The sequence below is a fragment of the Arthrobacter sp. Y3223166 genome (genome assembly GCF_059090935.1).
In genome coordinates this window covers 12,086-34,950 of sequence record NZ_JBNHGE010000032.1, presented here as the reverse complement: position 1 = coordinate 34,950, position 22,865 = coordinate 12,086, and the positions used below count along the sequence as shown (strand labels likewise).

19 protein-coding genes are annotated in these 22,865 nt (G+C 69.4%); 11 read left to right on the top strand and 8 right to left on the bottom strand.

The features are described from left to right. Positions 1 to 51 precede the first annotated feature (51 nt). Positions 52 to 963: a phosphatase PAP2 family protein gene (locus AC5RUH_RS13100; protein WP_494000599.1), complete on the bottom strand. Its 912-nt coding sequence runs from the start codon at positions 961 to 963 to the stop codon at positions 52 to 54. Between the two features lie 66 nt (positions 964 to 1,029). Between AC5RUH_RS13100 and AC5RUH_RS13095 the strand changes: the two genes are divergently transcribed. From AC5RUH_RS13095 to menD, 4 genes are all read left to right on the top strand, one after another. After that, complete coding sequence (locus AC5RUH_RS13095; RefSeq protein WP_494128793.1) at positions 1,030 to 2,061, top strand: o-succinylbenzoate synthase; 1,032 nt, start codon at positions 1,030 to 1,032, stop codon at positions 2,059 to 2,061. A 331-nt stretch (positions 2,062 to 2,392) separates the two neighbouring features. Beyond that, complete coding sequence (locus tag AC5RUH_RS13090; RefSeq protein WP_494128792.1) at positions 2,393 to 4,348, top strand: HNH endonuclease signature motif containing protein; 1,956 nt, start codon at positions 2,393 to 2,395, stop codon at positions 4,346 to 4,348. Positions 4,349 to 4,584: 236 nt separating this feature from the next. Next, positions 4,585 to 6,657: a PhoX family protein gene (locus AC5RUH_RS13085; RefSeq protein WP_494128791.1), complete on the top strand. Its 2,073-nt coding sequence runs from the start codon at positions 4,585 to 4,587 to the stop codon at positions 6,655 to 6,657. A 69-nt stretch (positions 6,658 to 6,726) separates the two neighbouring features. After that, on the top strand, positions 6,727 to 8,547 hold the full coding sequence (gene menD, locus AC5RUH_RS13080) for a 2-succinyl-5-enolpyruvyl-6-hydroxy-3-cyclohexene-1-carboxylate synthase (protein ID WP_494128790.1): 1,821 nt from the start codon (positions 6,727 to 6,729) through the stop codon (positions 8,545 to 8,547). 51 nt (positions 8,548 to 8,598) lie between these two features. Here the strand turns inward: menD and AC5RUH_RS13075 are convergent, their stop codons facing one another. The 4 genes from AC5RUH_RS13075 to AC5RUH_RS13060 form a co-directional block, all read right to left on the bottom strand. Further along, on the bottom strand, positions 8,599 to 9,354 hold the full coding sequence (locus AC5RUH_RS13075) for an amino acid ABC transporter ATP-binding protein (RefSeq protein ID WP_494000594.1): 756 nt from the start codon (positions 9,352 to 9,354) through the stop codon (positions 8,599 to 8,601). Between the two features lie 4 nt (positions 9,355 to 9,358). Further along, positions 9,359 to 10,144, bottom strand: a complete 786-nt coding sequence (locus AC5RUH_RS13070; protein ID WP_494000593.1) for an amino acid ABC transporter permease — start codon at positions 10,142 to 10,144, stop codon at positions 9,359 to 9,361. A 78-nt stretch (positions 10,145 to 10,222) separates the two neighbouring features. Next, positions 10,223 to 11,041 carry a basic amino acid ABC transporter substrate-binding protein gene (locus tag AC5RUH_RS13065; RefSeq protein WP_494012803.1) on the bottom strand — a complete coding sequence of 273 codons (819 nt, stop codon included), beginning with the start codon at positions 11,039 to 11,041 and terminating at the stop codon, positions 10,223 to 10,225. Between the two features lie 158 nt (positions 11,042 to 11,199). Then, complete coding sequence (locus AC5RUH_RS13060) at positions 11,200 to 12,447, bottom strand: isochorismate synthase (RefSeq protein WP_494128795.1); 1,248 nt, start codon at positions 12,445 to 12,447, stop codon at positions 11,200 to 11,202. A 244-nt stretch (positions 12,448 to 12,691) separates the two neighbouring features. On the opposite strand from AC5RUH_RS13060, the gene AC5RUH_RS13055 reads away from it, so the two are divergent. Genes AC5RUH_RS13055 through AC5RUH_RS13040 form a run of 4 tightly spaced genes read left to right on the top strand, consistent with a single transcriptional unit; the run spans position 12,692 to position 16,601 of the window. After that, entirely contained in the window at positions 12,692 to 13,453 is a 762-nt protein-coding gene (locus AC5RUH_RS13055) for a demethylmenaquinone methyltransferase (RefSeq protein WP_494000591.1), read from the top strand. A 2-nt stretch (positions 13,454 to 13,455) separates the two neighbouring features. Next, positions 13,456 to 14,793: a geranylgeranyl reductase family protein gene (locus AC5RUH_RS13050; RefSeq protein ID WP_494128789.1), complete on the top strand. Its 1,338-nt coding sequence runs from the start codon at positions 13,456 to 13,458 to the stop codon at positions 14,791 to 14,793. 9 nt (positions 14,794 to 14,802) lie between these two features. Further along, positions 14,803 to 15,903: a polyprenyl synthetase family protein gene (locus AC5RUH_RS13045; RefSeq protein ID WP_494110163.1), complete on the top strand. Its 1,101-nt coding sequence runs from the start codon at positions 14,803 to 14,805 to the stop codon at positions 15,901 to 15,903. Between the two features lie 59 nt (positions 15,904 to 15,962). Next, entirely contained in the window at positions 15,963 to 16,601 is a 639-nt protein-coding gene (locus AC5RUH_RS13040; RefSeq protein ID WP_494128788.1) for a LysE family translocator, read from the top strand. Positions 16,602 to 16,614: 13 nt separating this feature from the next. Here the strand turns inward: AC5RUH_RS13040 and AC5RUH_RS13035 are convergent, their stop codons facing one another. The 3 genes from AC5RUH_RS13035 to AC5RUH_RS13025 form a co-directional block, all read right to left on the bottom strand. Continuing rightward, positions 16,615 to 17,049 carry a hypothetical protein gene (locus AC5RUH_RS13035; protein ID WP_494000587.1) on the bottom strand — a complete coding sequence of 145 codons (435 nt, stop codon included), beginning with the start codon at positions 17,047 to 17,049 and terminating at the stop codon, positions 16,615 to 16,617. A 118-nt stretch (positions 17,050 to 17,167) separates the two neighbouring features. Continuing rightward, positions 17,168 to 17,791 carry a putative glycolipid-binding domain-containing protein gene (locus AC5RUH_RS13030; protein ID WP_494128787.1) on the bottom strand — a complete coding sequence of 208 codons (624 nt, stop codon included), beginning with the start codon at positions 17,789 to 17,791 and terminating at the stop codon, positions 17,168 to 17,170. A gap of 47 nt (positions 17,792 to 17,838) precedes the next feature. Next, complete coding sequence (locus AC5RUH_RS13025; protein ID WP_494000585.1) at positions 17,839 to 19,275, bottom strand: PucR family transcriptional regulator; 1,437 nt, start codon at positions 19,273 to 19,275, stop codon at positions 17,839 to 17,841. Between the two features lie 217 nt (positions 19,276 to 19,492). Here AC5RUH_RS13025 and AC5RUH_RS13020 point away from each other — a divergent pair, with 217 nt between their 5' ends. From AC5RUH_RS13020 to gabT, 3 genes are all read left to right on the top strand, one after another. Beyond that, positions 19,493 to 21,064, top strand: coding sequence for a sodium-dependent transporter (locus tag AC5RUH_RS13020; protein ID WP_494128786.1), 1,572 nt, complete (start codon positions 19,493 to 19,495; stop codon positions 21,062 to 21,064). Then, the gene (locus tag AC5RUH_RS13015; protein WP_494000583.1) at positions 21,061 to 21,198 is read left to right on the top strand and encodes a methionine/alanine import family NSS transporter small subunit; all 138 of its coding nucleotides are present in this window, start codon (positions 21,061 to 21,063) and stop codon (positions 21,196 to 21,198) included. The genes AC5RUH_RS13020 and AC5RUH_RS13015 overlap by 4 nt, the downstream gene beginning before the upstream one ends. A 270-nt stretch (positions 21,199 to 21,468) precedes the next feature. Then, positions 21,469 to 22,851: a 4-aminobutyrate--2-oxoglutarate transaminase gene (gene gabT / locus AC5RUH_RS13010; RefSeq protein ID WP_494128785.1), complete on the top strand. Its 1,383-nt coding sequence runs from the start codon at positions 21,469 to 21,471 to the stop codon at positions 22,849 to 22,851. Positions 22,852 to 22,865: the final 14 nt, after the last annotated feature.

Sequence of the window (22,865 nt, the reverse complement as noted above, 5' to 3'; positions counted from 1 at the left end):
GCCCGCCGGCCGGCCCCGAGCCCGGCCGCCGCTGCCGTTCCCACGCGTGGCCTAATGCCGGCGCGACTGGAGGCCGAACAGCCAGGTCAGCAGGGCGCTGAGCAGCATCCCGGTGCCGGTGATCAGGCCCATGCCGGCCCAGAAAAACAACGGGAGCCTGCCGGTGCCGGGGACGGGTGCAGCGCCGGCCTGTTGCGCGAGCAGGTAGAGTCCCGCGGCGGCGCCGATGCCCAGCACGGCCAGCAGCCAGCACAGCCGCGGCCACCACGCGGACGCCGCCCAGAAGCTGCCGTAGCCGGACCAGATGTTCCAGTCGCTGCCGCGCCGCAGCACGACCGGGCCGGCGGCCAGCACCCAAAAGCCGGCCACCAAAAAGGCCGCCACCACGTCCGCCGGGCGGTGCCAGCCGTTGATCAGGGTAGCGGCACCGGCCAGCACCGCATACAAACCACCCGCGGCCGCAGCGAACGGGCGCCAGCGGGGCGAGACCACCAGGAAAATGGCCAGGGCTGCAGCGGTGGCGATGGTGGTGTGCCCCGACGGAAGCGAATTGTGTTCCAGCGTGGGCACGCCGCGGTCGGGCCGGTCCAGAACAAGGTTCTTCAGGATCCACGTCGTCGCCGCCGACGCCGCGACCACGCCGACGCCGACCACCGCCGGCCCCCACCGGCGTCGTACCAAGGCCGCCACCAGCAGCACGACGGCCGCGACGGCGACGGAGATATCCGGCAGCAAATCCAGGAAGTCCAGGAAAACGCCGCGGCCCAGCCGCCAGCCGGAGTCCGCCTCCGCCCAGGCCGATTCGTCGGCGAACTGCCCGGTGGTGGTGCGGACGAAGGCGTAGTAGTTCAGCACAAAGGCTCCCGCGCACAACAGCGCTCCCAGCCAGAACAGGGCAGGAGCGTGCGCCGCCGGACGGCTGGGCGCGGGCCGGGAGCGGACACGGGAACGCTGCGGAGTCATCGATTCTAGGGTCGCACACAATGCTGACAGCTTCCGGGAAGGGCGGCCGCCGTACAGTTGGAGGTGATGACACCGCACCAGATTTCCGATGTTCCCGGGCTTTCCGACCGGCCGGAGCTCCCCGACCTCGCCGACCTGCTCGCCACCGCACGCGTGGTGTCCCTGCCGATGAAGGTCCGGTTCCGCGGGGTGATGCGGCGCGAGGTGCTGCTGTTGGAGGGCCCGGCTGGCTGGGCGGAGTTCTCGCCCTTTCTCGAGTACGACGACGACGAAGCAGCCGCGTGGCTGGCGGCCGCGGTGGAGGCGGGCTGGCGGGGTTTCCCGGCCCCGGTCCGGGACAGCGTCCCCGTCAACGCCACGGTGCCCGCGGTGGCGCCGGCGGAGGTACCCGGCGTGTTGGCCCGCTACGACGGTGCGCAGACGGTGAAGATCAAGGTTGCCGAAACCGGTCAGGACATCGACCAGGACGTGGCCCGCGTCGCCGCCGTGCGTGCCGCAGCCCCGCACGCTGCGCTCCGGGTAGATGCCAACGGCGGCTGGGATGTGCCCGCGGCGGTGGAGGCGTTGACCCGGCTGGCCGGGTATTCGCTGGAGTACGCCGAGCAGCCTGTCGCCGACATCGCCGGGCTGCGCGCCGTGCGGACCGAGCTGCGGCGGCGCGGGATCGCCACCCCGATCGCGGCCGACGAAAGCGTGCGCAAGGCGGCGGATCCCTTGCGGGTTGCCCGCGAAGACGCCGCGGACCTGATCGTGGTCAAGGTGCAGCCCCTCGGGGGCGTGCGGCGGGCGTTGGAGATCGTCGCGCAAGCCGGGCTCCCCGCCGTCGTCAGTTCCGCCCTGGACTCCTCCGTGGGGATCCGCGCGGGCGTGGCACTCGCGGCGGCGCTGCCGGAACTTCCGTATGCCTGCGGATTGGCGACGGTGTCCCTGATGGCCGCGGACGTGGCGGCGGAGCCGCTGGTGCCGGTGGCCGGCAGCCTCCCGGTGCGCGAGGTGGTGCCCGACGCGGACCTGCTGGATCGTCTTGCTGCGCCGGAGGACCGGCGGCAGTGGTGGCTGGAACGGCTGGCGCGGACCTACCGACTGCTGGAGCCGTGACGGAGGGTCGGGGGAACGGCTCCCTAGGCGGGACCGTCCCGGCGGCCGGGGGACGTGCCGAAAGAGCAGGGGGATTGGCAGCGCCATCGACCTCGCCTGCGGGCCCGCTGGAGCAGTGAAGCGCCTGTGCTCCTGACGTGCTTCGGGGCTGCGGGAAGCAGCCCCCGGCCGGAACAACCTCAGGGTTTGGGCCCGGTTCTATATGCGCGGCTCCTCAAAAGCTGAATGTGAGGCTCAATCGTCCGAACGCAGTCTGACCTTGCCGACTCCATCCACTGCGCCATCGAAACGCGGCCCTCAAACTGTCGGAGGCGGCCGGTAGCGTGAGGATATGGAGGGCGAGGGCGAGGGCGTCGAGCTTCGGTTCCCGGTTCCGGGACAGGGACTGGTGATGGACCTTGGCGTGCCTTCGCGTCCGGACAGTTCGCTGCTGGAGGCGCTGCTGCAGCACGTGGTGGCGGAGGCACTGCTCCGGCGTTATGGTATCGAACCTGATCGCGCCGGTTTCTTTCCCGCGGCCGCTGAACCTGGCGCGTCTGCCGCCGCCGCGGCGGCCAACACTGCAGAAAATCCTTCGCTAAGCGAAGCCACGGGTGACGGGCAGGCAACTGTGACCGAGGATCCCGGAGCGTCCCAGGAATCTGGCACCGGACAGCCGTCGGCCGGGACCACCGAGGAGGGGGTAGGCCTGCCCGTGGTGCCTGAGGGCGCCGGTGGTAAGCCTGTGGTGCCCGAGGGCGGGGTGGGGGTGCCTGCCGTGCTGGCCGGTTTGCTGGCGGTGGTGGAGCCGGCGGAACTGAATGACGTGCAGACCATGGATTATCTTTTGGCTGTCGCGCGGGTGGAGGCGTGGGTGCAGTCGTGCCGGGTGAAGGCGTTGGACCGCTTCGCCCGGCTGCGTCCCGGTGTTGGCGGGGACCGGGACCCGGAAGGCTTTTCCCGCTTCGCGCCACAGGAGATCTCGGCGCACCTGTGCACCGGTGACGCGGCGGCGCGGGCCATGCTGGCCGATGCGCGGCAGATCTGCACGCACCTGCCGGGCACTCTCGAGGCGATGTGCCGCGGGGACTTGGACTTGCCGCGGGCGAAGGCGCTGGCCCGTGGCTGCGCTGACCTGCCGGCGGATTGCCTGCAGGATTTTGAGGCCGCGGTGCTGCCCGGCGCCGGGGACGTCACATTGGATACGGTGCGGTCCCGTGCCCGGCGGATGCGGGACCGGCTGCACCCGGAATCCTTGGAGCAGCGGCACCGGCGGGCGAACGAGTCCCGGGACGTGCAGCTGACCGACCAGGACGACGGGATGGCCGAGTTGTGGATCCGCACCAGCGCGGACAAGGCGCATCTGGTCTTCGACCGGATCCAGGCCACGGCCCGTTCCCTCCAGGGCCCCGGGGAAGAACGGACCCTGCCGCAGTTGCGCGCCGACGTGTTCTCTGACCTCATGCTGACCGACCGCACCTTCCCGGCCGGTCAGGCGGAGCCTACGACGGCAGGAGACACGGTACCGGCAGCACCGGAGCCGGATGCACCGGCAACCGCCGGCAGCGGCGGTAACTGCGGCGGTGGTGCGGGGCCGGGGATGCTGGTCACGGTGCCCCTGGCCACGCTGCTGGGACTGGGCGAGGAGCCCGGGGACCTGGCCGGGCACGGACCGATCCCGGCGGACATGGGACGGGAACTGGCCCAGCTGGCCAGGTCCTGGCTGCCGTTGCTCACCGACGACCACGGCCAGGCGATCGCTGCCGCCCGGCAACTGCGGATTCCGCCCGAATGGCTCAAACGCCTGGTCCGTGTCCGGGACCGGCACTGCCGCTTCCCCGGCTGCCGCCGCGCGGCCAGATACTGCGAGATCGACCATGTCCGCGGCTGGGACGACGGCGGGCCGACCGTGCCGGAAAACCTGCAGTGCCTGTGCAACGCCCACCACGCGGCGAAGACCGCCGGGCACGCCCGGGCCGAGGCCGGACCACACGGTCAGATCACGTGGACCACGCGCACCGGCCACCGCAAGACCACTTACCCGGATGAGGGCTGGGACACCCTCCTGCCCAGGCCAACGGACACGGAAGCCGCCGCCGGAGAAGCCGGAGACAACACCGATGGCGCCGCAGATGCAGCCCGGGACACCGACGACGGCGCCACACAAGCAGCCGACGGCGCCGCCACCCGCGACCCCATCGCCCGCGACACCATCGACCGCAGCGACCAAGCACCACAAAAACGTACGCTCGGCGGCATCGAACTGCCCGACGACAACACCGACCCCAACGCACCACCCCCATTCTGACCTCGGCGCTGCAATGCGCCTGGCCGATTCTGCGGGTGACACCTCTGACGCCGAGGCCAGCCGTGAAGAAACTCGTTGCCTCGCCCTGGAAGAACGCGAAGCCTCGCGGTCCCGGCCCAGCCCGGCAAGGTGTTTTGCCTGCCGTTGGCCGAAAATTCACCACTGCTCGGCCTGCCGGTCGACTTCGATCAGCACACTGGAGGACGATCCCACAGTTCAATGCAGAAGGTGAAAACGTGACCGAAACCAAGAAGCGCTACCTGCCGATGCTGGGCCATGTGTCCGGAAAACGCAGCGCCGTAACCTGCGCGCTCAAGTGCGACAACGCCTGTGCCAAGGGCGTCTGCAACACCTCGGACAACAACTACTTCCGGGACATCGTCTCCGCCGAATACTCCCGCCGCCGGATGATGGGGTTGGGCGGCGCCGGCGCGCTGGCGCTGATGTTCGGCGGCGGGGCTGCCGCCGAGGCACAGGTTGGGCTGGCCCGGGCCGCCAAAGCCGGCCGCGGACCCGGCAACCGCAGCAAGCTGAAGTTCGACGGCATCAAGGCCGTGCCCAACAACGTTGACGACGTCGTGGTACCCAAGGGCTACAACTGGAATCCGGTCATCCGCTGGGGAGACCCCCTGTTCCACGACAGCGCGGAGTTCGATCCGGAGAACCAGACCAAGGAGTCCCAGTCGGGGCAGTTCGGCTACAACAACGACTACCTGGACATCATCGAGATCCCGGGCAGCAACGGCAAGCGTGCGGTCCTGTTCGCCAACCACGAGTACACCAATGAGGGCATCATGTTCCCGCCGGACATGCCCGTCGAACGCCAGCGCGAGGTAGCCATGGCTGCGCACGGGCTGTCCGTCGTGGAACTGGAGCGCAAGGGCAAAGGCCAGCCGTGGACCTACGTCCGCGGGGCCAGGCTGAACCGCCGCTTCCTGATGGACACCGAATACGAACTGACCGGCCCGGCCGCCGGCTCTGACCTGCTGAAGACGCAGGCCGATCCCACCGGTCGCATCGTGCTGGGGACGCAAAACAACTGCGCTGGCGGCACCACCCCGTGGGGGACGGTGCTCTCGGGCGAAGAGAACTTCAACCAGTACTTCAAAGTGTCCGCCCCGACCGCCGAGCAGCGCCGCTACGGCCTGACCAGCGCCAACCCGTCGCGCGGCTGGCACATCCCGGAGCCGCGCTTCGACACCGATCGGCCCGAGGGCAGGAACGAAGACAACCGGTTCGGCTGGATCGTCGAGGTGGACCCGTTCGATCCCACCTCCACCCCGCGCAAGCACACCGCCCTGGGACGGTTCAAGCACGAGGGCGCCAACGTGACCATCGCCGCCTCCGGCCACGCGGTGTCCTACTCCGGCGACGACGAGCGCTTCGACTACCTGTACAAGTTCGTCTCCAAGGGCACCTACCGCGAGGGCGACAAGAAGCACAACATGACCCTGCTGACCGAGGGCGACCTCTACGTGGCCAGCTTCAAGGGCAATTCCCCGCAGAACCAGATCGACGGCTCCGGCGTGCTGCCCTCCGACGGTGCGTTCGACGGCACCGGGCACTGGATCCAGCTGACCCGCGACGGCGAATCGCTGGTGCCGGGCATGCGGATCGACCAGGTGCTGGTGTACACCCGGCTCGCCGCCGACGCCATGGGTGCCACCAAGATGGACCGCCCAGAGGACGTGGAGATCAACCCGGCGACCGGCAAGATCTACATGGCCTGCACCAACAACACCGCCCGGACCCGCGCGCAGGTGGACGAGCCCAACCCCCGGGCCAACAACCGCCACGGCCACATCATCGAAATGACCGAGACCGGTGACCAGACCTCCACCGAGTTCACCTGGCAGCTGATCCTGGTGGCGGGCGATCCGGCGGTGGACGATTCGGTCTACTTCAGCGGCTACCCGGCCGACCAGGTGCAGCCGATCTCCTGCCCGGACAACCTGGCCTTCGACTCGGCCGGAAACCTGTGGGTCTCCACCGACGGTCAGCCCGGCACCATCCAGCGCAACGACGCTCTCTTCCGCGTCACGCTGGAAGGACAGGAACGCGGCAAGGTGGAGCAGTTCATGGCGGTGCCGATCGATGCCGAGACCTGCGGTCCGCTGATCCACGACGACGACGGGCTGGTGTTCGTCGCCGTCCAGCACCCGGGCGAGGACGGCAGCTGGGGAGCCCAGCGCTCCCTGTTCCCGGACTACGTCGGGGACGGGCGCCGCGCCAAGCCGGGCGACGCCGCGATGCCCCGGCCGTCCGTGATCCAGATGTTCAAGGGCAAGAACGGGCACATCAAGCGCTAACCCGGCCCCGCCGACGGAAGGCAGCCGGCCGCGTCCCTCGGGGCGCGGCCGTCTGCTTACCATGAGGGGGTGACTGCGCAGCTGAGCTCGATGGATACCGCCCGACTGGCCGTGAAGGCCTTGGTCTGGGGCGGAGTGCGCGACGTCGTTATCGCGCCGGGTTCGCGCAGCGCCCCGCTGGCGTACGCGCTTGCCGAGGCCGAAACGCATGGCGACCTGCGGCTGCACGTGCGCATCGATGAGCGGGGCGCGGCGTTTACCGCGCTCGGGCTCTCGCTGGGCTCGCTGCGCCCGGTTCCGGTCGTCACAACCTCCGGAACGGCCGTGGGCGAGCTGTTGCCGGCGGTGATGGAAGCCAATCACGCCGGCGTTGAGCTGGTGGTGCTCTCCGCCGACCGCCCGGCCGAAATGCGCGGCACCGGTGCCAACCAGACTACGGTGCAACACGGACTGTTCGGCATCCACGTGCGCTCGGCCGTGGACATCCCGGCCGGAGACGACCCGACGGACGCCATCCGCTCCATCCTCCTCAACGCGAAGGGCATCCCGCCGGCCCCGGCGGCCGCGACGGCCGACCTGCTCTCGCTGGCGGCCGCGCCGTCGGCGGCTAACGCAGCGACCACGGCGGCCGAAACGGCGGCGCATCCGGGTGCGGTCGGTCCCGTGCACATCAATCTCGCGTTCCGCGACCCGCTGTTCCCGGATACGGATACGGCTACTGACCACGCCGCGGCGCCGGTGCGGGCAACGGACGACGGCGGTGCCTCGGCACCCGGGGCGATAGCACCCGGGCGGGCCACCAGTTGGAACGCGGGCCAGGCGGAACCGCCTATCCACGCGACCGAGGAACGCCGCACCGTGGTCGTGGCGGGACACGGTGCGGGAGCCGGAGCCGAAGCCTTCGCGCGTGCACACGGGCTGCCGCTGCTGGCCGAACCGTCCTCCAACGCTAGGTTCGGCCCGAACGCCATCGGACCCTACCGCCTGCTGCTGGGCCACCTCGGGTCACAGATCGAACGGGCCGTGGTCTTCGGCCGCCCCACGCTCTCGCGGCCGGTGTCCGCCCTGCTGGCACGGGAGGACGTCCAGGCCGCGCTGTTCCAGCCGGATCCGGTCCCCTGGTACGAGCCCGGGCGCCGACGGGAGCGGGTGATTTCCGAGCCGGCGGACCTGTCGATCTTCTCGGGCCGGGGGTCCGGCGCGTGGTTGCGGCTCTGGCGGGACGCCGCCGATGCGGCCGATGTGGCCCTGAATAAACGTCTGGACGTCGTACCGGAGCTGACCGGCCTGCGGGTCGCACGATCGGTCTGGCTCCACACTCGCGGCCGGCTGGTGCTCGGTTCGTCCAACCCGATCCGCGACGTGGACCTGGCCGGAACGCCGATCGACATTCCGGACGCTTTCGTGCACGCCAACCGTGGGGTGGCCGGCATCGACGGCACCGTGGCGACTGCGGCGGGCATCGCGCTGGGAGCACGAACCGGAACCCGGGCCCTCATGGGGGACCTGACCTTCCTGCACGATGCCGGATCGCTGCTGCTCGGACCCGGGGAGCCCGAACCCGACCTGCAGATCGTGGTGGTCAACGATTCCGGCGGCGGGATCTTCTCGACCCTGGAACACGGAAAGGTGGGGGAGCACGCGGCGTTCACGTCCGCCGTCGAACGCCTCTTCGGCACCCCGCACCGCGCGGACCTTGCCTTGCTGGCGGCTGGCTACGGGGTCCGGCACCGGCTGGTCAAGGACGCGGACGAACTGGACGCCGTCCTCTCCGAGCCGGTGGCCGGGCGCAGCGTGGTGGAGGTGCGCACCGACCGAAGCCGGCTGCGGGCGGTGCACGCGGAAGTGGCGGCCGCCGTCGCGACCGCCACTTCCCGTCTGCTGGGGTGAGCCTGCCCGGTGTGCTGGGTGAGCCTGCCCGGTATGTTGCGTTGAGCCTGCTCAGAGGACCTTCGAGAGGAACGCCTTGGTGCGTTCGTGCTGCGGGTTGGCCAGCACGTCCTCGGGCTTGCCCTGCTCCACCACCACGCCGCCGTCCATGAAGACCACGCGGTCACCCACCTCGCGGGCGAAGCCCATCTCGTGCGTGACCACCATCATGGTCATGCCCTCGTCGGCCAGCTTGCGCATGACCTCCAGCACGTCGCCCACCAGTTCGGGGTCCAGCGCCGAGGTGGGCTCGTCGAAGAGCATCATGTCCGGGTTCATGGACAGGGCGCGCGCGATGGCCACCCGCTGCTGCTGCCCGCCGGAGAGCTGGGCGGGGTAGGCGTTCTCGCGGTTTGCCAGCCCTACCTTCTCCAGGTTCTTGCGGGCGACTTCCATGGCTTCGGCCTTGCCGCGCTTCTTGGCCCGGCGCTGGGCCAGGGTGAGGTTGTCCAGGACGTTCAGGTGCGGGAACAGGTTGAACTGCTGGAACACCATGCCGATCCGGGTGCGGACCCGGTCCAGGTCCGTTTCCGGGTCGGTAATGTCCACGCCTTCCACCAGGACGGTGCCGCTGGTGGGCTCCTCGAGCCGGTTCACGCAGCGCAGCAAGGTGGACTTGCCGGAGCCCGAGGGCCCGATCACGCAGACCACTTCGCCCTGGTTCACATGGAAGTCGATGCCCTTGAGGACCTCGTTGTTGCCGAAGTTCTTGCAGAGGTCCTTGACCTCAATGGCCGGCCTGTCGTGGCGCAGCGATTCTTCAGTCATTGGGTTACCGGCTCCTGTTGTTGCGCTTCTCCAGCCAGGCGACCAGCTGGGTGAGCGGCAAGGTGATGATCAGGTACATGAGCGCCGCGGCGACCAGGGGTGTGGCATTGGCGAACTGGGAGACGCCGTCGCGGGCAAAAGTCGTGAGTTCCCGATTGCCCAGGGCCATGCCGGCGATGAAGAGCAGCGAGGTGTCCTTGATCAGGATGACCAGCTCATTGGTCAGCGGCGGCGTGACGATGCGCACCGCCTGCGGCAGCACCACGGAGACCATGGTCCAGCTCGGGTTCATGCCCAGCGAGCGGGCCGCCTCCCGCTGCCCGGCGGGGACGGCCTCGATGCCGGCGCGGAGTGTCTCGGCAATGTAGGCGGCGGAGACGACGATCAGACCGATCAGCCCGGCCCCCGTGCTGCCTCCCGGCGGACGCCACTGGAACGCGATCGGGACCGCGAAGGCGAAGCCGAAGATCACCAGCAGGGCAGGCAGGCCGCGGAACAGCTCGATATAGGCGGTCGCCACCCACCGGTAGGGCGCCACGGGCGAGAGCTTCATGAGCGCCAAAAGGAGACCGAAAAGCAGGCCGCCGACGAAGGCGATCAGGGTGTAGACGACCGTGTTCTTGGCCGCCGTGACGATGATGGTGGGGAACTGCTCACCCAGGACTTCCGGGTTCAGGAAGCTCGTGCGGATGGCCTCCCAATCGGCCACCAGGGCGACGGCAGCGACGGCGGCGATGAAGATGGCGTAAAGGACCCCGCGGAAAAGTCGGCGGCGGGTCGAAGGTTTCACTGGTGATGCCTTCCAGCTGTAAGTCGGCGGCCCCCGTTCCCGCTGCTTCACGCACGGGAACGGGGGCCGGAGGGCTTGCTACTCGGTGAAGTACTTGTCGTAGATTTCCTGGTACTTGCCGTTGTCGCGCAGCGTCGAGAGGGCATCGTTGACGGCCGAGACCAGGGCCTCGGACCCTTCCTTCTTCGCAGCGAAGCCGTAGGACTCGTCGGTCTTGTACTCCTCGACGATGGTGAACTTGCCGTCCTCGGTGTGGCCGATGTTCACCGGCAGGTCCTGCAGCAAGGCGTCGACCTGGCCGGCCTGGATGGCCTGGTACATCTCGGCATCGGACGGGAAGGCGACGACTTCGGCGTCCTCCGGCGCGTTTTCCCGGGTGTAGGCCTCGCCGGTGGTGCCCTGCTGGACGCCCACCTTCTTGCCGGAGAGATCGCCCACGGCCTTGATGTCGGAGTCCTTCGGGACCAGCAGCGACTGCAGCGAGTCGTAGTAGGGGTCGGAGAAGGCGATGTTCTTCTTGCGGTCCTCCGTGATGGTCATCGCGCTGGCGCCGAGGTCGCACTGCCCGGCGGCCAGGGTGACGCCCGACTGCAGGGCGTCGAAACCGACGTCCTGGATGGCCACCTCGAGGCCCATCTCCGAAGAGATCTCCGTGATCAGGTCGATGTCGAAGCCCGTGTACTTGCCGCCCTCTTCGAACTCAAACGGGGGGTAGGGGATGTCGGAGCAGACGGTCAGCGTGCCCGGCTGGACGAGGGGCAGCTCGGATCCCGCGCCGGCAGTGCCCGTGCCGCCGTTGCCGCCGGCGTCGTCCGAACCACCGCACGCGGTCAAAGCGAGTGCCGCCACGGCCAGAAGGGAGAACCCCTGGACCGCCTTGGATGCGTTTTTGCGCATAGTTACTACCTTTGTCTCGTTGGAAATCCGGCTTAAGTGTAACGGGAATGCCCGCAACAGGTGATATGCACCACAGGCTACAGCCATTGCCTATTGGAAAACAGCGTAGTCGGCGGGAGGCCGGTTGGCCCCCGGCCGTGCCGATTGTCGGTGAATAGTTATCTGCGGCGCAAACCGAGCGCCTCGATCATCGGCCGGAACTTGGCCCAGGTCTCCGCTAGCTCGGCCTCCGGATCGGAGCCGTCCACGATGCCGCAGCCGGCATAAAGCCGGACCCGCTGGGGACCCTCCACCACGGCGCCGCGCAGCGCGATGCCCCATTCACCGTTGCCGGCGCCGTCGGTCCAGCCCACCGGGCCGGCGTACGGCCCGCGGTCCATCTGCTCCAGTTCGCGGATCAGGGCGCCGGCAACCTCGGTGGGGGTGCCGCACACGGCCGCGGTGGGGTGCACCGCTTCGGCCAGTTCCAACGACGACGGCGGCTGCCCGCCGTCGTGCGCCAGCTCGGCCGAGACGTCGGACGCCAGGTGCCAGACGTTGGGCAGCTCCAGCACGAACGGCTCGCTGTGCGAACTCATCGCGGTGGTGAAGGGCTCGAGTTTGCGGGTGAGCGAGTCGATGGCGATCCGGTGCTCGTGCAGCTGCTTCTCGGAGCCGGCGAGCACGCGCTGGGCGTAGTCGGTGTCCGATTCGCCGGCGTGGCCGTGGGCCCGGGAGCGGTCGAGCGTGCCGGCCAGCACGCGGGCGCGCGCCACGTTATTCTCCACCTTGATCAGCATCTCCGGCGTGGAGCCGATCAACCCGTCCACCGAGTACGTCCAGCAGTCCTTGTACCGCGCCGCGAGTTCGCGCAGCACCTGGGCGGTGGCGATGGGGGCGGCGAGATTGGCCACCACGTCCCGGGCCACGACGAGTTTGCTCAGGTTCCCGGCCCGGATGCGCTTGACCCCGGCCGCGACGGCATCCATGTACGCCTGCTCCGAGACCTGTCCCGGAACGAGGGAGTCGGCGGGATCGGGGCTGCGCTCTACCGAGATTTCTTCCAGCCAGCCCGCGAGCACGGCCTCGGCCGTCTCGGCGCTGAGGTGCGCATCGGCGTCGTACGTCAGATAGGTGAGCCAGGCGCGGTCGCCATCCAGGCCCACCAGCACCTCCGGCACCACCAGGCGGGAGCTGTGGGTCGAGGTGTAGGAGAACGCGAAGGAGCCGAAGGCGACCGGTCCGGTTCCCGGGCCGCCCACCCGGTTGTCGATGTCGGCGGTGGCCTGGATCCCGCGCCACCATGCGGCCGCCTGCCGGAAGCGGTCCGGCCCGCTGGCCGTGAACCGCGCGATCTCGCCGAAGCCGGCGAGCCCGCCCTCGCGCCGCACCCAGCAGAGCACGTCGTCGCGCACCAGATACTCCATGAGCCCTTGGGTGTCGGGCACCGCGGGCCACTCGACCGTGATGCCGCGCAGGGTCCCGCGGGGCAACCGGTCGGCGGCCTCCGGTTCCGTGCGGCCGGCCGCTGCGGCAGGCCCGGTTCCGGGCAGGCCGGACGAGGGGGACAGGGGGGAGGTCATGGTCATTAAGCCTACTCTGCCCGGCAAACGCCACCGCCCGCGAAGCCCGGGTTCGCGGGCGGCCGCCGGTCTTTGAGACAATGGCCCAGTGAATCGTGCATCGCTGGAGAAGCGCCCGGATGAAGTAGCCGCCATGTTCGATGACGTGGCGCCGAAGTACGACCTGGTCAACGATGTGCTGTCGATGGGCCAGACGCGCCGGTGGCGCCGGATCGTGGTGGACGCGGTGGACGCCGAACGTGGCCAGAAGGTCCTGGACCTGGCCGCCGGGACGGGCACCTCCAGCGAACCCTATGCCGATGCCGGCATCCACGTGGTCGCGTGCGACTTCTCCCTGGGCATGCTGCGCGTCGGCAAGCGCCGCCGCCCCGACATCGACTTCGTGGCCGGGGACGCGACCAATCTGCCCTTCGCGGACAACTCCTTCGATGCCGTGACCATCTCCTTCGGCCTGCGCAACGTCAGCGATCCGAAACTGGCGCTGCGCGAAATGCTGCGCGTGGCCAAGCCCGGCGGCCGGCTCGTGATCGCCGAGTTCTCGCACCCCACCCTCCCGGTCTGGCGCACCGTCTACACCGAGTACCTGATGCGCGCGCTGCCGGCGATCGCGTCCAAGATTTCGTCCAACCCCGATTCCTACGTCTACCTGGCCGAGTCCATCCGCGCCTGGCCCAACCAGGACCAGCTGGGCGAGTGGATCACCGGCGAAGGCTGGCAGGACGTGGCCTATCGCAACCTGTCCGGCGGCATCGTCGCCGTGCACCGGGCCGTCAAGCCCGGCCGCGACGAGGCGGCCAATGCCCGGGCGCAGGCCGCGCTGCGGCGCCAGAGCAGCAGGCACACCCTGTAGCCATGTCAGTTCTCATTGTTGGGGCGGGGCCGGCCGGATCCACGGCCGCGTACTACCTCGCCCGCGCCGGCGTGGACGTGACCGTGCTGGAAAAGACGGCCTTCCCGCGCGAAAAGGTCTGCGGCGACGGCCTGACGCCCCGCGCCGTGCGCGAGGTCCAGCTGCTGGGGCTGCCGCACGAGGAATCCGCCGGCTGGCGCCGGAACCGGGGGCTGCGGCTGATCGCCGGCGGCCGGCAGCTTGAGCTGCCCTGGCCGGAACTGAGCGACTTCCCGGACTACGGCCTGATCCGCACCCGGATGGGCTTCGACGAGCAGTTGGCCCGTCACGCGGCGGCCGCCGGCGCCGTCGTGCTGGAACGCCACTCCGTTTCCACCGCCCTCCGGGACGAGGCCGGACGGGTCACCGGGGTCCGCGCCAACGTGCTGGACGGGCGCGGACGCAAGACCGGGGAGACCAAGGACTTCGTCGCCGACGTGGTGCTGGCCGCCGACGGCAACTCCACCCGCACGGCCCTGAGCCTGGGCATCGAGAAGCGCGACGACCGGCCGCTGGGCGTGGCCGTGCGTACCTACTTCACCTCGCCCCGGCACGACGACGACTGGATGGAGGGATGGCTGGAACTCCCCGACGCGGCCGGCAACCCGCTGCCCGGCTACGGCTGGGTCTTCGGCGTCGGCGACGGCACATCCAACGTGGGCCTGGGCATCCTCAACTCGTCCAAGTCCTTCGGCAAGCTGGACTACCGGCAGGTGCTCCGCGAGTGGACCGCCGGCATGCCTGCGGAGTGGGGCTTTACCGAGGAAAACCAGGTGGGACAGGTCCGCGGTGCGGCCCTGCCGATGGGGTTCAACCGGACGCCGCACTACAGCCCCGGCCTGCTGCTGCTCGGCGACGCCGGCGGCATGGTCAGCCCGTTTAACGGAGAGGGCATCTCCTACGCCATGGAGTCCGCCCGCTACGCGGCCGAGCTGATCGCCGACGCGCACGGCCGCTTGTCCGGGACCGGCGGGCAGCTGCTCAGCATGGCCGGCTTTGACGCCGCGATGGCCCGCTACCCGGACATCATCCGCGGGCACTGGGGCAGCCACTTCACGCTGGGCCGGATTTTCGCCCAGCTGATCGGCAAACCGGCCATCATGAAACTGGCCCTGCGGACCGGAATGCCGGTCCCGCCGTTGATGCGCTTCGTGGTGCGGATGCTGGCCAATTTGACCGACTCGGGCGGCAAGGGATTTGAGGATAGAGTTATTCATCTGCTGGAGCAACTGACGCCGCCGGCATCGAACCAGGCCGGCGGCCACAAACCGGCCGGCCATACCGCCCCCACGATTAGTTAGTGTTGAACAGTGACTGACGCCAAACCGAGTTGGACTCCCGCCGGCCAGAACCCGCCGCAGTCGCCGGAGCTGGATACCGCGACTGCCGCCCTTGCCACCAGCCTGAACCTGCCGGACGGCTTCGCCCCGGTGGCCCAGGACGCCGAGCTCGGTCCCGCGGTTTCCACCGCCTTGGCGCGCGTGGAGAAGCAGTTGCGCGCGGCCATCGCGCACTCCGATCCGTTCGCCGACGCCACCAGCCGCCATCTCGTGGAAGCCGGCGGGAAGCGGATCCGTCCGCTGCTGACCATCCTGGCCGCGCAGCTGGGCAACGGCTCCGTTCCCGACGTGGTGCAGGCCGCCGTCGTCGTTGAACTGACGCACCTGGCCACGCTCTACCACGACGACGTGATGGATTCCGCGCCCTACCGCCGGGGTGCCCCGACCGCGCACGAGGTGTGGGGCAACCAGGTGGCCATCCTCGCCGGCGACCTGATCTTCGCCCGCGCCTCGCTGTTGGTGTCCCAGCTGGGGCCCGAAGCAGTCGGCATCCAGGCGCGCACCTTCGAGCGGCTCTGTCTGGGACAGCTGCACGAGACCGTCGGCCCGCGCGAGGACGAGGATCCGGTGGAACACTACCTCTCCGTGATCGCGGACAAGACCGCCTCGCTGATCGCCACGTCCGGCCAGCTCGGCGCCATGTTCTCCGGAGCCGGCGAGCAGGCCGTGAACGTGATGCTGGAATACGGCGAGAAGGTGGGCGTGGCGTTCCAGCTGGCCGACGACGTGATTGACGTGACCGGCCTCAAGGCCAAGTCCGGCAAGACCCCGGGCACCGACCTGCGTGAGGGCGTCCCCACCCTGCCGGTCCTGCTGCTGCGCCAGGCCGCCGCCGACGGCGACGTGTCCGCCGCCGCCGTGCTGGACCTGGTGGACGCGGACCTGACGTCGGACCAGGCCCTGGCCGACGCCGTCACCGCGCTGCGCGGGCATCCGGTCACCGCCCAGGCCTGGGCCATCGCGGGCGAATGGGCCGACGCCGCCAAGGCCTCCCTTGCCCCGCTGCCCGAGAGCACGGTCAAGGCCGCGCTGACGGCCTTCGCCGAGGCCGTCGTGGACCGCGAGGTCTGACCGACGGGCCCACCGTGACCATGCCAACCCTGCCGGCGCCGTCCTTCGGGGACTAACGGGTGACCGTAGAACAAGCACTGTTGTCCTTCGCCCTGGTGGCCGGCCTGCTGACGCTGGTTCCCGGGATGGATACCGCTTTGGTGCTGCGCTCAGTCGTCAGCCAAGGCCGGGGCAGGGCGTACGCGACGGCGTTGGGCATCAACACCGGAGCCTTGGCCTGGGGCATCGCGGCCGCGGTCGGGGCGTCGGCCCTGTTGGCCGCCTCGGAAACGGCGTTCACGGTGCTGAAGGTGGCCGGCGCCGCTTACATGGCCTGGCTGGGCACCCGGATGCTGTGGAGGTCGTTCCGAAAACCTGCCACGCGCCTCGCAGACCCCGGCGCCCCGGCCGCTCCGGCGTCGTACGTCAGGGCGTGGCTCACCGGCGTCGGGACGAACCTGTTAAACCCGAAGGTCGGCGTCTTCTATGTGGCGATGATCCCGCAGTTCATCCCGCCGGGCGTCTCCCCGGCGCTGATGGGCATTCTGCTGGCCCTGGTGCACAACCTGGAGGGGTTGGTGTTCTTCTCGGCCATCATCTGGGGCACGCATGCGGCCCGGAAGTGGCTGCGCACTCCGGCCGTGACGCGTTCCATCGACCGGATCACGGGCATCGTGCTGGTCGGTTTCGGCGTCGCCCTGGCGGCCGAGAGCCGCTGAACCGGCCGGTGGCTCAGTCTTCCTCTTCGTCGTCGTCGCCGAAGACCCACTCAAACATCTCGAAGACGAACTCGCTGAAGGTCGCCTCCTCGCTCTGCCACTGCGGCTTCGGGCCGTTCGTGCGGATCCAGACGATGGGGTCCGGCACATCCAGGTGTTCGGTCTTGAAACCCCAGTTCGCTTCTTCGTCCATCTCGTCCAGGAACAGCAGGTAGCCGCCTTCGATCTCCAGTTCGTCCGGGTCGAAGAAGAAGTCGTGCGCCTCCATCAGGTCTTCGCAGCCCCCGAGCGCGTGGTAGAACTCCACCAGCGCCTGCGGGACCTGGAACTTGTGGGCGCCCAGCAGCCCTTCGAGTTCGTCGTAGGAGAGGCCGTCGTCCTCGGTCCACTTCCGGTCCAGGTACTTGGGCACGAGGGCACGGAATTTGTCCACGAACATTTCGGGCATGGTTTCTCCCTGGAACGGTTGATTGGAGGGCTTGGTCCCATCCTATGCGGCGGCACCGGCTGCGCTGGACGGCGACGGCGGCACACACGGCCCGCCGGTGCCCTCGGACGGCCCGTCGTCAGTCGCGGCGGCGGGTGGCCAGGCCGGGGTAGTCGATGACGATGCCGTCCGAATCCACCACGATCTCGGCGCTGAAGTCCCCGGAGGTGTAGGTGACCGCGGCGGTGCCCGTGCGGTCGTCGTAGGCGCGGGAGCCGCTGTAGATCTGCTGTTGGCCGAGCACGCGCAGGCTCGGCATCTCCACCCACGCGACCGTCAGTTCCGCGGCGGCCTCGGCGTCGTGCACCAGGCCCAGCCGCAGGATCGGCATCGTGTTGGTGGCCGGGCACAAACCCAGGTCGCAGTCCACCGCCCCGACCAGGGAGTCCGGATCGGCGATCCCCGGTTCCGGCAGGTCGCTGTCCCCGGACACCCTGGTCGCGGCGCCCCACGTGCCGTCGGGCGCGCGGTCCAGCACCAGATGCCGGCTCCAGCCCCGCCCGTGGACGGACACCGTGAGGCTTTCGGTGAACCAGTTGCCGGTGGTCGTGAGGGACCAGCTGGCGGCGTAGGCCGCGGTGCGGGAGGCGCCGTGGGCGCTCAGACGCTCCGGTTCCAGGTTCAGGGTCGCCGTGTCGGCGCGCTGCGGATCGTCGCTTCCCAGCCAGGTAACCGTCCGGCTTTCGTGCGTCTCGTGTCCCATGCCCCCAGCCTTGTGTCTGCACCGGGTATTGGCAAGGGACCGGCCGGCTAGCCCTTCGTCCGGGACACCGAACCCAGCCGCCGCACCGTCAGGGCAAGCCACAGGTGCACCCGGTCCGCGGTGAGGGCGGGATCGTAACCGGTCAGCTCCACGATCTGGGACAGCCGGTAGCGCACGGAGTTCCGGTGCAGGCCCAGCTCCTCGGCCACGGCCGCCACCGAGCCGTTGAGCTCCAGATAGGCCTGCAGCGTGGGCAGCAGCGCCGCGTCGTGGGCCGCATCGAACTCGGCCAGCGGGTCGAGTGCCTCGGCCGCAAGATCGGCCAGCGGCACGTCTTCCGACGCCAGCAGCAGGGAGGTCAGGGACAGCCGCTGCGGCACGTTCAGCCGCTCGCCCCGGCCCACCGCTTCCTTGGCCTCGAAGTAGCTCCAGCGCAGCCCGTTCGCCTGCGCATAGCTGCCGCCCACCCCGACCGTGGCGGCGAAGCCCGCGTTCTGCAGGTACGCACTGAGCTCCCGGCCCAGCGCCTCGCCCGATTCGGCGCCCTGCACCACCAGCACCAGCCGCTCGTCGACCAGGCCGGTGACCACGCCGTCGAACGCGGCGGGCAGCGGCAGCGTGGGCAGCGCGCGGCGCTGGGCGGCGGCCACCTGCACCATGACCACCAACTGGCGCCGTCCGGCGTCGATCCCCACGTTGCTCAGCCGCAGGGAGGCGTCACCGCCCTGCAGCACCCCGCGCACCACGTCCAGCAGCACCTGGCCCACGGAACTGCGGTCGGCCGCGCGGCGGTGCGCCTGGTTGCTCAGTTCCAGGCTGATCAGGCTCTGCGCGTAGTCCACGATGGCGTTGCGCTCGTACGGCTTGCCCAGGGCCAGCGTGCAGCGGTCCTTCAGGCCGGTGGCGATGGGAAGCTCATGCCAGCCGTTTTCCTCGCCGCCGCCGGTTCCGTACAGCCGGGTCCCGTACTGGGAGAGCACGACGTCGGTGCCCACCATCGCCGAGAGGGTGCGCAGGAGCGCGGGGAGGCCGCCGCCGCCCAACAGCGAGGCGGCCAGCGCCTGGTGGTCCTTGAGGAGGTGCTCCAGGCGGTTGTAATGGTCGGCGGAAATGGCGTCGGCGACCATCTTGCTGATCGCCACGAAGGGTGTCTCGTAGGGAACTTCGAAGACCGGAAGCTCCAGCTGGTTCGCGGCGGCGAGCACGCCCGCCGGGACCCGGCGGTGCGTCAGCCCGAGCGCGAAGCCCATGCCGACCGCGCCGGCCTCGTGCACCCGCTCCACGAACCGGCGCTGCGCGGCCGCGGTCTTCTGCCGAAGGCCGGTGGTCAGCACCACTTCGCCGCCGGTCAGGAAGGGCAACGGGTCCTCGAGCTCGGTCGAAGCCACCCAGGTGATCGGCGCGTCCGGGTCGCCCTGCGCGGTACCGACCAGCTTCAGGTGCAGCGCGGGGGAGGCCAAGAGTTTGGCGAGAGTGACAGCCATGCCTTCACTATACGGGCCGCCGTTGTGCAGGTGCACTATTCCCCCAATTAGCTGGCGGGGAGCGCCCGGCGGGCGGCCGGGGCGGCATCGAGGCGTGCGTGCTCTCGCGTGGCGCCCGGGGCGGCCGGTTTTCGGGGCAGCCGCCCCACGGCGCTAGGATGGTCCGCGGCGTCACACGCGTCACACCACTGCCAGCCCTACACCGTGAGGTCCCTTCATGAGTACCCGTACCCCGCAGGCAGCGTTGGGCGCCAAGCCCAAGCGCGAGATGTGGTCCACCCGCAAGGTCTTCATCCTCGCGGCGATCGGCTCCGCCGTCGGCCTGGGCAACATCTGGCGCTTCCCGTACGTTGCCTACGAAAACGGCGGCGGCGCCTTCATCATTCCCTACCTGGTGGCGCTGTTGTCCGCGGGCATCCCGCTGCTGTTTTTGGACTACGCCGTCGGACACCGCCACCGTGGCTCCGCCCCGCTGGCCTACCGCCGGCTGGCGCGCGGCGCCGAAGGGCTGGGGTGGTGGCAGGTGGCCATCTGCTTCGTCATCTGCGTCTACTACGCCGTCATCATCGCCTGGGCGGCGATGTACATGATCTACTCCGTCACCGAGGAGTGGGGGGACGACCCCGCCGGATTCTTCATGGAATCGTTCCTCCAGGTGAGCAAGGACGTGAACATCGGTTTCGACTTCGTGCCCACGGTCCTTATCCCGCTGGTGGTTGTCTGGGCGGTGGTGCTGCTGGTGCTGGCCGCGGGCGTCCAAAAGGGCATCGGACGGGCGAACATCGTGTTCCTGCCGCTGCTGCTGGTCATGTTCCTGCTCCTGGTGGTCCAGTCCCTGTTCCTGCCCGGTGCGGCCGACGGGCTGAACGCGCTCTTCACTCCCGACTGGGGTGCGCTCACCAACACGACGGTGTGGGCCGCGGCCTACGGCCAGATCTTCTTCTCGCTGTCCGTTGCCTTCGGCATCATGGTCACCTACGCGTCCTACCTCAAGCACCGGACGGACCTGACCGGATCCGGGTTCGTGGTGGGCTTCGCGAACTCCGGTTTTGAGATCCTGGCCGGCATCGGCGTCTTCGCGGCGGTCGGCTTCATGGCCTTCAGCGCCGGCGCCGAGGTCGGCGACGTTGCCGCCGGCGGGATCGGGCTGGCGTTCGTCGCGTTCCCGACCATCATTTCGGAGGCCCCGCTGGGCGGACTGCTCGGCGTGCTCTTCTTCGGCTCGCTGGTGTTCGCCGGATTCACCTCGCTGATCAGCATCATCGAAGTCATCATCTCCGCGGTCCAAGACAAGCTCGGCATGAGCCGGGTCAAGACCACGTGGTGCGTCGGCATTCCGCTGGCGTTGATTTCCATCCTGCTGTTCCCGACCACCACCGGCCTGAACCTGCTGGATGTCACCGACGCCTTCGTCAACAGCTTCGGCATCATGGCCTGCGCCCTGGCGACCGTGCTGCTGGTGACCTACGGATTCCGCAAGCTGCCGCTGCTGGGCGGACACGTCAGCGAGGTCTCGTCCATCAAGCTGGGCCTGGGGTGGCGGATCATGGTCGGCATCGTCTCGCCGATCGTGCTGGGCTACATCCTGATCAGCGAACTGATCAAGAGGATCCAGGAAGGCTACGGCGACCCGCCCATGCCCGACTGGTTCGTGAACGTCTTCGGCTGGGGCATGGCGGGGTCCCTGATCGTGGCCGGCTTCATCCTGTCGCTGATTCCCTGGAGCAAGAAGTCGGCGGCCAACGACCCGGAGCTGGATGCCCACACCCTGAAGGAGACACAGCCGTGAGTACCGCAGCAATTGTCATGCTGATCATTTCCATCCTGACGGTCTGGGGAGGCCTGGCACTGGCCCTGGTCAACCTCAGCCGCCACCCCGAAGACGAGGGTGCCCTGCCGGCGGACCGCGCACCGGAACTCTAACCCGACGGCCCGCCGCGGCGGCGTCCTGCGGCCTCCGTGCCGGCGGGCGCCGCCGTCGCTGCCTCTGGCCATCTGCACGGCAACATTGCACATTCGCTGTGCGGGCCGCCATAGGCAGCTGCGGGCCGGGAACCGTAATCTCGCTGTAGAGCTCGGCGTCCCGTGGCCCGGCCTGTCCGCCGGTCCCCCGCGAAGCTGCCGCTGCGATGCGAGTGTGCGGATCCTCCGGGCTGTCCGCTGCATTCCCACCCTCAACGTGAAAGGCACATCATGACCACTCAGACGACCCAGCCCCAGTTCCGGCTGGAGCAGAAGCGCGACGTCTCGGCCGGTTTCCCCGGCCCGAAGTCCGCGGAACTGGCCGCCCGCCGCAGCGCCGTGGTTGCCGGCGGCGTCGCCTCCGGCGTTCCGGTCTACGTGGCCGACGCCGACGGCGGCATCATCACCGACGTGGACGGCAACTCGTTCATCGACCTGGGCTCCGGCATCGCCGTGACCAGTGTCGGCGCCTCCGACCCCGCCGTCGTCGCCGCGGTGCAGGAGCAGGTCGCCAAGTTCACCCACACGTGCTTCATGGTCAGCCCCTACGAGGGCTACATCGCCGTCGCCGAAAAACTGGCCGAGCTGACCCCGGGCGACCACGAGAAGCGTTCCGTGCTGTTCAACTCCGGGGCGGAAGCCGTGGAGAACGCCGTGAAGGTGGCCCGCATTGCCACCGGCCGCACCGCCGTCGTCGCCTTTGACCACGCCTACCACGGCCGCACCAACCTGACGATGGGCCTGACCGCCAAGGCGACCCCGTACAAGTCCAGCCCGGCCGGCAGCTTCGGCCCCTTCGCGCCGGAGATCTACCGGGTGCCGATGAGCTACCCGTACCGCGAGGAAGCCGACATCAAGGGCGAGGACGCGGCACGCCGCGCCATCACGATGATCGAGAAGCAGATCGGCGCCGAGAACGTGGCCGCAATCCTGATCGAGCCGATCCAGGGCGAGGGCGGCTTCATTGTCCCGGCCGAAGGCTTCCTCCCCGCGCTGGCCCAGTGGGCCAAGGACAACGGCGTGGTGTTCATCGCGGACGAGGTCCAGTCCGGGTTCGCGCGCACCGGTGCCTGGTTCGCTTCGGAGCACGACGGCGTGGTGCCCGACATCATCACGATGGCCAAGGGCATCGCCGGCGGCATGCCGCTGTCCGCCATTACCGGCCGCGCCGAGCTGATGGACGCCGTGCACCCGGGCGGACTGGGCGGTACCTACGGCGGCAACCCGGTGGCTTGCGCCGCCGCGCTGGCTGCCATCGACACCATGCAGACCCAGGACCTTAACGCCCGGGCCCGCCACATCGAAGAGCAGGTCATGGGCCGGCTGCGGAAGCTGGCCGAGGAAGTCGACATCATCGGCGACCTGCGCGGCCGCGGCGCCATGCTGGCCATGGAGTTCGTCAAGCCGGGCACCGGCGCGACCACCAAGGAGCCGAACGCCGAGGCCACCAAGGAAATCGCGGCCGCCTGCCTGCAGGAAGGCGTCATCATCCTCACCTGCGGCACCTACGGCAACGTGGTGCGCCTGCTCCCGCCGCTGGTCATCGGCGACGAGCTGCTGGCCGACGCCCTGGACGTGCTGGAGGCAGCCATCCGCAAGGCGGCGGCGGCCTAGTACGGGCAGCGTCC